Source organism: Nitrospirota bacterium, assembly GCA_016178585.1.
Lineage (GTDB): Bacteria > Nitrospirota > Nitrospiria > JACQBW01 > JACQBW01 > JACOTA01.
Window position 1 is genome coordinate 26,734 of sequence record JACOTA010000018.1, and the last position, 13,368, is coordinate 40,101.

The 13,368-nt window shown below is 47.7% G+C and carries 6 protein-coding genes; all 6 read left to right on the forward strand.

Annotation, left to right across the window (positions count from 1 at the left end; genetic code table 11):
• The first annotated feature begins 216 nt into the window (after positions 1 to 216).
• The 6 genes from moaA (at position 217) to HYR79_03265 (ending at position 13,202) form a co-directional block, all read left to right on the forward strand.
• The gene (moaA, locus tag HYR79_03240; protein MBI1820703.1) at positions 217 to 1,236 is read left to right on the forward strand and encodes a GTP 3',8-cyclase MoaA; all 1,020 of its coding nucleotides are present in this window, start codon (positions 217 to 219) and stop codon (positions 1,234 to 1,236) included.
• 476 nt (positions 1,237 to 1,712) lie between these two features.
• Complete coding sequence (locus HYR79_03245; protein ID MBI1820704.1) at positions 1,713 to 2,330, forward strand: hypothetical protein; 618 nt, start codon at positions 1,713 to 1,715, stop codon at positions 2,328 to 2,330.
• Positions 2,331 to 2,599: 269 nt separating this feature from the next.
• Positions 2,600 to 3,724, forward strand: a complete 1,125-nt coding sequence (locus tag HYR79_03250) for a hypothetical protein (protein MBI1820705.1) — start codon at positions 2,600 to 2,602, stop codon at positions 3,722 to 3,724.
• Positions 3,725 to 3,972: 248 nt separating this feature from the next.
• Positions 3,973 to 7,566 carry a tetratricopeptide repeat protein gene (locus HYR79_03255; protein ID MBI1820706.1) on the forward strand — a complete coding sequence of 1,198 codons (3,594 nt, stop codon included), beginning with the start codon at positions 3,973 to 3,975 and terminating at the stop codon, positions 7,564 to 7,566.
• A 108-nt stretch (positions 7,567 to 7,674) separates the two neighbouring features.
• Positions 7,675 to 9,030 (forward strand): hypothetical protein, encoded by a 1,356-nt coding sequence (locus HYR79_03260; protein MBI1820707.1) that lies wholly within the window; start codon positions 7,675 to 7,677, stop codon positions 9,028 to 9,030.
• A 212-nt stretch (positions 9,031 to 9,242) separates the two neighbouring features.
• Positions 9,243 to 13,202, forward strand: coding sequence for a VCBS repeat-containing protein (locus tag HYR79_03265; protein MBI1820708.1), 3,960 nt, complete (start codon positions 9,243 to 9,245; stop codon positions 13,200 to 13,202).
• The last annotated feature ends 166 nt before the right edge of the window (positions 13,203 to 13,368 follow it).

Sequence of the window (13,368 nt, forward strand, 5' to 3'; positions counted from 1 at the left end):
ATTCAACACCTTATAATTAAAAGCCCTGTAGTTCAGATTTGCAACAGATTGGTATCTAACTTGCACAATATTTTAGGCGAAGTAAGTAAAAGCCCCGAAGGGCGAATTGTTTTTTAGAACTTTTTATTAAGAAGAAAATTGAAATTTAAATATCCGGTCCTCCTATCCGAACGCCGGAACTTAACAACAGATACCCCCATGAAGGAGGTTTCCCCGATGTCCCAGCCTTTACCTTTAGTCGATAGCTTCAATAGAACAGTCAATTATATGCGGGTCTCCGTGACCGATCGATGTAATCTTCGCTGTACCTATTGTATGCCGGCGTATGGCGTCAACTGGATGCAGCAGGATAATATCCTGTCCTTCGATGAGTTTTACCGGCTGATCGAAAGGGCCGTCGTTCGGGGGCTGAAAAAGATCAGAATTACCGGTGGAGAACCTCTGGTCAGGAGCGGAGTCGTTGATTTTATCGCCAAGGTTGCCGCTTTAAGGGAACGGGGATTAAAAGACCTTGCCATGACCACCAACGCGGTTTTACTCAAAACCATGGCCGGACCTCTTTATAAAGCCGGCTTGAGGAGAATGAATATCAGCCTGGACTCGCTTAATCCCAAACGGTTTGAAGAAGTGACCCGGGGCAACTGCTTCCGCAAAGTCTGGGAAGGGATCGAAGAGGCAGAGCGGGTTGGTTTTAGTCCTCTTAAAATAAACATGGTCCTCCAAAAAGGGTGTAACGACGACGAAGTCATCGATTTTGTGAAAATGACTTTAAACCGGAATATTCATGTCCGGTTTATTGAATATATGCCCTGCGGCGACTTCGATGACTGGAAGTCCAAATATATGCCGATGGACGAGGTGATGACCAGGATCGAAGCCGAGTTCGGCAAACTTGAAATGAATATGGAAGACAAGGGTGGAAATGAGGGGACCTCCGGCCCCGCCTATAACTTCAAGCTCCCGGGCGGCAAAGGGGTCGTTGGATTCATTCATGCCATCAGCGACCATTTCTGCGATACCTGTAACCGGGTACGGTTAACGGCAGATGGTTCGCTCCGTCCTTGCCTCTTTTCGGATATCGAAGTGAATTTCAGAGAAGCCTTAAGAAGAAACTGTTCCGATGAGGAGCTCGATGATTTATATGATCAGGCGCTTCAGATTAAACCCGAAGGCCATATGCTGGAGCAGTTTGCTGAAGAAAAAATGTTAAAATCAATGATCAGTATCGGTGGGTAAGTTATTCAACGTAGAATAACCTGGCCGTTGAGAAGTGCCCAGCTGCAAGGCCGCAGCCTTGAGGACGACTGAAGCGTACAGAGTAGGTACGTTGAAGGAGACCGAAAGGCGAGAACGCCGCAGATGGGTTCTTATCAACGGATCAGGATGGCAGGGGGGAACCCGGTGGGGGTCCCCCCCTGCTTTACAGGAAAAAAATGAACAGTTCAACAAATCAACAGTTCAACAGATCAACCCATTGCAGTGACAAACGGGGTGTTATTGCGAAAAGCATTAGCGGCGAAGCAACCTTAGATTGCTTCGCTTTGCTCGCAATGACAGGCGGAGTGTCATTGCGAGGAGGGTTTTTCGACGAAGCAATCTTTTTTTTCAAGCCGAGCAGAGAGAGATTGCTTCGCTTTGCTCGCAATGACAGGCGGAGTGTCATTGCGAGAAGGGTTTTTCGACGAAGCAATCTTTTTTTCGCGTTATTGTCGATGTTGATCTCTTTCCCGGTTTACGCGACCGATACGGCCACCGTTGCCGGGACCAGTCGGGTCAATTTTACTCCGTGGCGGGCTCCGATTTTACCGGGCCGTAAAGAAACTGATCCGCATCCCGATACCTCTTTCCCTCAAACGGTCAGCGGAACTCAGGCGGACACGCAGTTTGGAAGAAACCTTCCCCAGGGTTTTAGCCAGGTGGGGCTTTTGGATGTGACCGTTTCTTCCGGAGTGGGGGATTTTCAGAATGTGATCAACCGGATCAATTCCACTCCTTCTGGAACCAGCCGGGTGAATCAACTGCAAACCGAAATTAATCAAAATCAATCCCAGGCCGGGTATATCTTTAACAATAAATTCAGTATTACGTCGATGACCGATTCCTCGGGAAACCTGATAGGACAGGCGAATGGAAATTTTATCCAGACCCGCCAGGACCTCGTGGCAGGCGCGGTTCAAACGACCACCTGTGTGGGAACGTTTACGACAGAGCCGGTTCTTGACCTTGTAACAGGAAAACAGATGTTTGATTCCGCGGGAAGAGCGCTGATGAATTATACCAACACCTCCGGCACAAATACGGGTCAGGGGCCGGGGTGTACCACAAAATAGCTTTTGAGAGAGAAGGTGTCATTGCGAGGAACGGTTTGAGTGACGAAGCAATCTATCACATCTTGATGTGTATTACGTATGAGATTGCTTCGCTTTGCTCGCAATGACAACAACAGTTTCTTTTGGTTGGCGATAGGCCGAAGAAAACAGCAAGAAGCGGCTTTGTCGCTCTTGGTGTAGAACAACAAAAATCTAAGCATGGAAAAGGGGGTGAAAACAATATGCGAAAATTATTAATGAACACAACTCAACTTAACAAGGAGAAACATATGAAACTAAAATCTATTTTTATGATGGCGATGGCCGCTATTATGGTCTTTGCCGGTGGCGCTTTCGCGGCCACAACGATCACCACTAACACGGCAACTCTCGATACGCCGGAATATGCTCATGGTTGCGGAACAAACTGTGCCTCCCCCCTTGCTGCGGCATTCGCGGCGGATACAATTGCGGGTGTGGGAACATCAGGAACAGGGTTTGGCACTGTAGCTATGCCTTCCCAGGTGGCTTTTGATACCGTTAATGGTGTCTATATCGCTGATCCGGCGACGGGTTTATTAGGGGTAGGGCCTACGTCAGGATATAATATGGTTTCAACCGCGGCTGGTAACGCGCTGTTTGGAATGTGCGGTAACAATCCGAGTGCTAACGGTCTTATCGTGGGTGCGGTGACCTGTCCGAAATGGGTTCCGACTCCGGCCGCCGTCCTCGTGGATGCGAGAGAGGCTACAGGTGGTATAGAAGGGGGTGCCTTTAATACCGAGCCTCTGGGAACTGCCGATTTTAACCAGGGAACGTTCGTAACCGGTCTGGTTTCAGGTTTTGCCCAGGCCGCGGGTAGAGTCGCGGATGTGACCTTAACGGTTGAAAACGCGATGACCAATCGTCTGAGCCTGAGAACGATTCATCATGCGCTCACTGCAATTCCTGGTTCCGATGGCGACTATATCGACCAGAGATTGTCACAAAACACCTCCACGGAAGCAACGCCAGGTGTCGGCGGTGTCGACAACGTTGGAGTGGGTAATGTGGTGTTAGGTCAGCAAGTTATTGCTGGCGCTGGTTCCGATTGGGCTGGTTTTGTGCCGGATGGTGCCACAGCAGTTGGTTATTTAGGAAATGCCGATCCCGCAAATAATCTTCCCGCGGATTGCGCACTCGCGGGTGGGGCCTTATATCTGGGCACCTGCTACACCGCGGATAGCGGTGTGGTGAGACAGTCAGTAGGGGACAGCGCTTCAGGTGCGTTTGGTTCCTATGGACAGGATTTCCGCAATGCCAACACTCCGGGTACCGGAGTTGCGGTGCCCACTCCTACGGGAGCGATCACCGTCTACAATGCTCCGCTCTTAATCGGCGCAGCCCCTGTGGGTACAGGAGCAGGACTTCCATAAATTCAGTGGTTTAGAATTAATGGAGTCTTGATTTTTTAAAGGGGGGAATCGGAAATAAGATCGCAAAATCCGATTCTCCCCTTTTTTTTGTCTGAAATTATGGTATTATGGTTTAAGTGAGCACTCGATCTTTTTCTCATTTTCTTCTGGTTTGTTTTTTTTTCTTTTTTACCCTTTTCTTTTTATTTCGTTTCCCTTCTTATTCTCAAAATCTCGAGCCTGGTTCAAAACAAAACGCGGAAGGGCATTTGCATAAAGCGACCCAATTTTTGTTTTCCGGAGATATCGACACGGCGGAAAAAGAATTTTTATTTACCCTCTCCCTTAATTCCAGATTGCACCGGGCCCATTTTGGTTTAGGGCTGGTCTATCTTCAAAAAAACAAGATTGAATCCGCGGAAAAATCGTTTCGGGCGGCCCTTGAAATTGAGCCTGATTACGCGCCTGCCTTTAGGGGGCTGGGGCAGGTTTTTGAACTGAAAAAAGATTTTTCCGGCGCCGTCTTGAATTATCAGAAAGCGATCTCTCTGGAAAGCAAAAACAAGGCGTTTGCGACCGATGTGGCTATTTCCCGGTTTCGTCTTTCCCAGATAGGCGAAACCCCTGAAATCGCTCTTTCCGTGGCGGACTTGCTCCGAAAAGGGGCGGCTTTTCTAAAAGATAAAAAAAAGGAAGAGGCTTTAAAAGAATATCAAAGGGCGCTGGAACAGGTTCCAGCGAATCTGGAAGCCCTTGAAAACGCGGCGGTTCTTTTGTTCGAAACGGGAAGGGCAGATCGATCTCTGGAACTTTTTAAAAAAATTGTTTCAATCGATCCTAACATTCTTCTGGCTCACCTCTTTATCGGAAACATTGACGAGGGGTTGGGGAGAATCGGAGAGGCATGGGAAGAGTTCCAATTGATTATGCAGATCGGAGGTAAAACACCCGGACTCGAAGAGGTGTCCAAAGCCAGGGAAAGGCTTGACCAGATGGGGCCTTCAAGAGAGGCGGCGGTCGAAGTCGATAAACGGATGAAAAACGGGATTCAACTTTATGAGAAAGAAGATCTGGAAGGATCTCAAAAAGAGTATGAAACCGTTCTTCAGATCGTCCCGAAAAATGTAAAAGCCAAATTCGGGCTCGGCTCGATATTATATAAAAAGGAGGAGTTCTCCAGGGCCAAAAAACTATTTATAGAGACGGTCGAAATCGATCCCGATCTCTTAAGAGCTTATTTTCTCCTCGGGAAAATTTACCTGCAGGAAAAAGAAATTAAATTGGCGTTTGAAGCGTTTACCAAAGTCAAAGAGTTAGAAAAAAAATCGATCAACGCGATCTCCTTTAAAAAAGAGATTGAAGAGGCTGAAAAAGAGCTTGCCGCGATGGGTAACGATCTGACCACCGGGTTAAAAATCGGCAAATTGATCTCCGAAGGAAACGACCTTAAAACAAAAGAGGAGTACGAGGGGGCAAGAAAAAAGTTTCGCGAGGCGTTAGCCCTGTCGCCCGATAATATGACGATTTTGGAAAACCTCGGATTGATCGACCTTCGTGAGACCTCCCTCGATCTTGAGGAAGCGCGCCAGGTTTTCGAGAAAATGACCGCCCTTCAGCCCGACCTTCCCGCGCCCCGGCTCGAGCTGGGGATCATAGAAACCAGCCGGGAAAATTATGAAAAGGCCATTTTTCAGTTTCAAGAGGCGATACGCCTCGGTCAATTGGATAAAAAAGGGTCTGAAATTGTGGAGAAAGCGAAAAAGCTTCTCGGTCAATTGGGTGAGACCAAAGAGAAAGCTGAACAGGTCGCGGTTTATTTAAAGAGCGGGAACAAGCATTTTCAAGAAGAAAAATGGGGAGAAGCTGAAAAAGATTACCGGAAGGCGCTTGAGATCATTCCCGGCCAGACCCGTGCCCTTTATTCCTTGTCGCTCATCCAATTGGCGCAAAAGCAGGGGCAGGAGGCCGAAAAGACCCTGAGAACGCTTTTGACCTACGATCCTGATCATCTGGAAGCCCATTTACAGCTCGGTTTAATGTTGGGGGCCCGGGGAGAATATCAAAAAGGGGCGAAAGAGCTCGAAACGGTTTTAACCCTGGGAAAAGAAGGAAAACCGGTTCAGACGGCCAAAAAAGAGCTGGACGCTTTAAAACAAAAAGCCGAAGGGGAAGAGCATTTCAACGCGGGGATCGGGACGATAAAGAATCTGGATGAATTGGAAAAAAATAAAAAAAACCTTTCCGCGGAGAACTTCGTGAATGAAAAAACGAGCCTGGTCGAAAAGATGGTCCGGGAGTTAGAGTCCGCGATTAAATTGAACCGGGATAACCCCTATTACTACTATAACCTCGGATTTGCCTATGTTCAGAAGTTCGATCTGGTTTCCGCGGAATATGTCTTTAAAAAAGCCATCGAAATAAAACCCGATCTCCTGATCGCCCATTTCCGCCTGGCGGTCCTCTATGATCTGGCGGGAGCGCCCGACTCCTCTCTCAAGGAGTATGAACGGGTGATCGAGCTGGGGAAACCGGAAGATGAAGAGGTGAAGGAAGCGAAGTTAAAAGAGGCCGAGTTGAAAACGAAAATCGCCGTCAATGAAGAAGCCAAAGGGTATGCAGTAATCGGTTCTTTTCTCTTTAGCGTCGGAAAATTCAAGGAGGCGGGGCCCCTTCTGACCAAAGCGACCGAACTCGCTCTGGGAAACGCCGACTTCTGGTATAACCTCGGAACCTATGACGAGGCGATTAAACGGGATGATCTGGCTGAAAAGGATTATGCGGAGGCGATCCGGACAGGCCCCAACTTGCCGAAGCCCTATTTTTATCTTGGAATCATCCAGGAGAAAAAAGGAAAAATTAAAGAGGCCTACGAGAATTTTAAAAACGCCAACCGCTACGAAGTGAATAAAACCTCTCCGGAAGCCTCTTTAACCCGGCAGAGGATTGATTTTTATGAAAAGAGACTGTCGGGATCTCTCTCTTTAACCCTCCTGAACCTCGACAGCAACGCCAACGGCTCTGATTCAGACCCGGTGGGAGATGGATCGACCGCCTACGGCCTCAGCTTGAAATATTTTCATTATAAGTCGCTGAAGCTTTTGCTTTCGACCAATTTCAGCTCGTTTAATTCCGTTTATTACTATTCCCAGATTCTCACGAATAGTGAACGGGTTTCTTTTGAAAGCAAATGGGTTGATCTGAAAGGGTTTGATCTCTCTCTGGCCCCGTCTCTGTCGGTTAATTTTGGAAGCGGCGGAATTTCAGGCTGGAACAGTCAACTTTCATTGGATTTACAGGAAAACAAAAGCTCGGGCCGCTGGTTTGATTTTGTCATAACCCACGTTGACTATACCTACTCGGTTTCCGCCGGCAATTCATTTTTAAATTCTATCCAGTCGGGAATCAGCTGGACTCTCCAGAAGGACCGGTTTTTTTCGGGAGCTTTAACAACCGTGATCGGGCTTGAAAACAGAGATGTGGCAGCCAGAGACGATAGCAACGTATCCTGGAATGGTTCCGTGACCTACCGCCAGCCCCTTTTTGTTTCTTTAATCAATTATTTGAGCGGATCATTGACCGTTGGATACGGGCAAACTTATTTTAAAAATCCCGACTCTTCAACCTTGCAGGATGGCCGGGGAGAGGTCTTTAGAAAAAATCAGTCCCTGGATCTTTCCGGCGCTCTTTCCTATTTTCTTTTTAAAAACATTTCGCTTTCCGGGTCCGCGGGCTATCATATGATTTCTTCCAGTTTGCCCGTCAAAATTGATCGGGACATCAATGATATCCGTAACGGTCTGACCTCGTCTAACGGGGGTTACCGAAAGGTTACGATTGGATTGAGCCTCTTTTACTCATTTTAACGACTGAGGCCCAAGAACAGAGTTAGAAAGCTGTCATTGCGAACAAAGTGAAGCAATCTCAAGACTTTACGATAAGATTGCCACGCACCCTTCGGTGCTCGCAATGACATGATTAATAAGTGGGTGCGAAGTCTATCGCTGGTCTTGTTTAGTTATACCGGTTACTTTCGTGAAGAAACAGCCCTTCGGATATATACGCCGGTCGTCTTTACCAAAATCATGTCCATCGTCAGAATTGAAGCGCATTATACTTTTTCTCCAAAGGTTCAGATCACGGTCATCCCCAGGATTTATTATGACCTTGCGCCCGATCTCGAACAGATTGATTCCGTCAGCAGGATTATCGGCCCGCGCACGGTTTTAACAGACAACCCTTCCGTGAGCCAGATCGCGGGGACGGAGATCGGAAACTTAAGAGGAGTCGATATTGAAAATAAAGCGGCCGAGATCAGAGAAGTTTATCTGGACGCGCATCTTTCTTTTCTCGACCTCCGCGTCGGAAAACAGATCGTCCGGTGGGGAGTGGTCGAGGGAGCGAGAATCCTGGATGAAATCAATCCCCTTGATTTTAAAGAGTTTATCTTCCGTGAAGTTGCCGACCGCTATATTCCACGCTGGATGGTTAAATCCGATCTTTACCTGGGTGATTATGCCGTGGAAGGGCTTTATATCCCTGATTTACAATTTCATAAGCCGGCGCCGCGGACGAGTCAGTTTGAACAGTTCCAGATTTTATCCGGGACGGTCGTTCCCGAAAGCACCCCGCAGAATGCCGACTGGGGAGTCCGGGTTTCAAAAACGGTGTTCGGCGTTGATTTATCCGCCAGCTATTATTATATGTGGGATCCTTTTCCCGCCTCCTACCGGTCTGTTTTCGGATTGGGCGGTTTTGGTGTTTCTCCGACGGTCGATTTCCAGCCCCGATATACCAAAGTGCGGGTGTTTGGAGGGACATTTTCAAAATCGTTGGGTTCTATTATTTTAAACGCGGAGGGGGCTTTAGTCCGGGACAAATATTTCGGGACGCGTGAGGGAACAGACCCGTCGAATCCCGGTCAATTTATTTTTGGAGAACTTAAAAGGAATTATTTCAAATATGCCGCGGGAATCGATTTTACGTTTTATTCCGCCGATCTCTCTGTCCAGATGCAGCAACAGAAAATTCTCCGGTACGATTCGACGATTATTCAGAGAGAATACGATACGGTTTTGAGCTTTTTTGGAAGAAAACCTTTTTTAAACGACCGGCTCGTTCCTTCTTTATTGGCCCTTTATTTTATGGTGGATAATGACACCCTTCTCCGGCCGAAAGTGGAATATAATCTGACGGACCATTTAAAGCTTTCTACGGGACTCGACCTGATGATCGGGGACATCGGAGGGCCCCTTCCGGGAGAATTTCATTTTGTCGGATTTTTCAAGAATGAGAGCCGTTTTGAATTTGACGTCACTTACAGTTTTTAACCGGCGGGAAACATGGGGTGTCATTGCGAGGAGGTTTTTTTCGACGAAGCAATCTTTTTTTCCATGCGGATGTTGTGAGATTGCTTCGCTTTGCTCGCAATGACACATTTTATCGCTGTGCTTGGAAATCCCAATTTTCTTTGAGATTGATGGGATTTATTATAAAATGAATAAGTGAAGCCGCACGGGCCCCTGAGTATAAAAGAGTGACGATGAGAAGGATTTTACTGTTCATTTCTATTTTTCTGGCGGGTTGCGCCAATTCCGATTTCCCTTTTTGCTGTGGACAGGCCGGCGACAAGAACGTCCCCTATTCCACGACCTATTTGTTTAGTTTCGGCACCGGATTTACCCCGATTGTCGGGGCGAATACCTTTTTAGGGATTGTTTCACAGGGGGATCTGAATAATCTCTTTAACGCCGCTAACATTTCCAGGATCCCGGGAACCGGCACGATAAACGGAAGCGTGGTTTCCTTTTCCGGCGGTACGATCAGCAATGTCGTCCTTGAAGTCACCGACTTAAATGGGAATAAAATAGGGGATCTTTTTTACAATAGTCTGGGAGGAATTCCTGATTTTTCAAGCACGGCAGGGACAAGTGACAACGGCGGATTTACGGTCCTGAATACGCCGCCGGGAGAAGTTTATATCAGGGCGGTGAAAGGGGGCCGGGGCAATACGGTGGCGACCTCATTTCTGGATTCCGTTTCAACCATTTCCCTCCCGGTTCGTCCCATTGTCCCGCCCTTTTTCGGAATAACGGGCGACGTGTCAGGTTACCCGGGAAATGAAAAGATCAGCGGAGCGATTCTTTCTCCCGTCGGTTTAAAAGGCCTCTCAGTAGTTTCTTCCGGAGGGAGGTATCGATTTCCCCGGTTGGGGTCTGACAGCCAATTTTTAATTCAGGGAACGGCGTCGGGCTACCTTCCGACGTACCAGGAGATAGCAACGGACCTCAATAGTTGTATTGTTCCTCCGCCGACTTTTTGTACCGGCGCGAATTGCGCTCCGCCGTCTATTAACCTCGGTCCCTGTAATAGCGGCGGCGTCGATTTAACCCAAAATCTCTATTTTCTTTCCCGGTCTGTTTTAACCGATTATTTAGGGAATACGCGATTTCTAAAACAGACGGGCTATTCCGGTCTCGATCCCTCAGCCGGAATTCTGGTGGGATCTATGATCGATCAGGATGACACGATCAGACAGTATCCCTATCTTCTTTTGACCAACGATTCGGGCGATCTGTTAAATTTTGATCCTGTGACCCGGGTATCGAGAATTTACTATCCGGGGACCTCTCACGATGTATCGACCGGAATCAATACCCCTACCTTTTTCTTTTTTGATTCCGATGGGACTCACGTGAGCTGGTTTGACGCCCAGTTTAATATTCAGACCTTGCCCTGTGATCCGGCGGATACCTGTCCTTCTATTTATAGGGGAAAGACGGATGGCACCTTTGTGGTCTTTAATCTTCCCCCCGGGGTGGTTCATCTTTCTGCCACGGCAAAAGAAAAACTGGAAGATGGCCTGGATTATTTTACAGGACGGGAAACCGTTGAAATTTTCCCGGGAGGCGCGACGAAAAAAAATATTAAAATGAATAAAATAACATTAGGACAAAATTATTTTTATCAATCTGTCAGCGGAAAGGTGGTTGCCTCGGACAGTAATATACCCGTGAGTTTTGCGCGGACTTATGCGCTTGGCCAGTCTAACTCTTACGGGGTGGCTGATATTTCAGGGAATTTTAATTTTCCTTTGAATTCGAATGTTTTCCTGGATCAAACCCATTATACGTTGAAGGTCAGCCGGGATTTTTTTATCGATACCTACCAGAATATCAAAGTGGATTCTTCTTTTAAAAACCTGGTTCTTTTTCCGGTCACCCTTATGAGTCAATATTTGAGCGCGGCAGGCCTCCCCTCTGCCTTTGATTCCACGAGAGGGATTTTAACGGGGATTATTTATGACAATGTCAGCCACCGCGGAACGGAGGGAATCACTCTGGAAGCAACCGATCTTTCCGGTAATGTGGTGGGGGATGTCCGTTATTTTGATTCTTTGGGTCTTCCAACCCTCTCCCGGTTTTCATCAAAAAACGGGAGGTATATGATATTTAATCTCCCGCCGGGGTTGACTCAGATTCGAGTGGTCTCCCCGGATGATTCGGGTAATATCTTAATGGATATGTATGCCAACGGCGTTGTTCTGTCTGACCTTCAGGTCAATAATAGCCCCCCTCCATTCATTCAGGTTTCAGGGATAACGGAAGAACTGGACAAAACCCCGGTGGGTGGTGTGACTTTGACTGTCAGGGGAGAAAAAACCCGATTTAAGTCTGCGACGGACGGAACGTTTTCTCAGCCTTTCGAGACGTTTAGCCGTTTTGTTGTAAAAGCAAAATCGTCACAGCCCGACGGGATTGATACGTATAGTTCAATTGAAACCATCGACGCCAATCGTTCGGATTTACGATTAAAAACTGTTCATGCGGCGACCCTTCAGGCCCAGGCGTCAAAAGGAATTCCCCCCCTTCTCTGGGATTCGACCAATGGCACGTTGGGAGGAAAAGTCATCACTTCAGGGTTCAAACCTCCCGTTCAACTCTCCGGGTATCCCGTGTCAGGGTTTAATTCGGCTCCTCTATTGAATCTCTCTCAGCAAAGGGTGTCAACCGGTTTATTTGACGATGATAACGAAGTGGATTTGGCTGTTATCAATAGTACCGATCAGACTTTGACCCTTCTCCTGGGAAACGGAGATGGAACATTCACTTCGACCCCCGGATCTCCTTACTGCATGCCGACTGGCATCCGCTTACTGCCGGGGCAAAGCTGTAATACTCGCGCGACCCCTGTTTCGGTTAAGAGCGCCGATTTCAATCAAGACGGGATCCTGGATTTTGCCGTGGCGAATTTCGATGATGATTCCATTACCATCTTATTTGGGACAAAAAGGGGGGATGTTGTTCCAGGAGGCGTTATCCACCTTCTTCCGGGATCTCGTCCTGTGGCGATCTCCGTCGCGGATTTCAATAAAGACCAACAAACCGATCTGGTTGTGCTCAATTCCGGAAACCGTTTGTTGACCTGGATTCAAGGGGCAGGAACCGGGGGATTTAATCCTCCCATCTATCTTTCATTGGGGGGAATTTCACCCGGGACCATGTTGAGCCGGGATTTCAATGGAGATGGCAACCCTGATCTGGCCATTATCGATACGGGCGCCAATTTAGTCTCCATTTTCTTGGGATTGGGAAACGGGGGCTTTACACCGGCTCCCAACAGCCCCATCTTTATCGGAAAATCACCCATTGCCATCGCGTCGAACGATATCAATAATGACGGAAAAGATGATCTGATTATCGCAAACCAGGGATCGAATTCTTTAAATATCCTTTTAAATAAAGGGGGAGGGATTTTTACGCCCGCGAAGAATTCTCCCATAACTTTATCCGGTTCTCCTCAATTTATCGCGTTGAATGACATTGACTTTGACGGAAGATTAGACCTTGTCGTTTCGATCATTCCTTCCGGAATTCCCTCCGGGACAATTTCACTCCTGTCGGGCCTGGGAGACGGAACGTTTACTTCCGAAACCCCTTATTCGGCAGGACCGGGTGAAAACGCGGCGAATTTTGTACTGGCGGATTACAACGATGATCTGTATACGGATTTGGTTGTTTTTCAAACCTCCGGAAAACTGGCGTTTTTGGCGGGGATTGAAGTTCCTTTGCCGGGGGTTCGACTGGCCGCCTCGGATTTAAACGGAAACGGTGTGGGAGGCGTTCGATATCTGAACAGCGCCGGGAACGTGGATCCTTCCCTGTCAGTCACAGGGCCGTCGGGGGAATTTTTGGTTTTTAATGTGCCTCCGGGATTTACCAATGTTCACGCGACAGGGGGGGCTTCAGGAAACCGGTTCATGACTTCTTACGCGGGAAGCGCCACTTTTGGGAATATCTCCGCCGTTCCGCCCGATTTTCGAAAAATTCAATTTTCCGGAAAGACGATCAATCCCGTGGGAAACCAGATCGGAAGATTTGTGGAAGGGGTTTCTATTTCATTTTTGGGAACAGGCATCGGGACGTTTTCTGATCCTGTCAATGCCGGTTTTAACGTTGATATTGATGCAAAAAGCTCATTTTTGATTAAACTTCAAAAATAGCCCCAAGAACAACGATAAATGTGTCATTGCGAGCAAAGCGAAGCAATCTCACAACATCCGCATGGAAAAAAAGATTGCTTCGTCGAAAAAAACCTTCTCGCAATGACACCATAGTTTGTCATTGCGAGCCGAAGGCGAAGCAATCTAGCCGTTTTGAACCGAGATC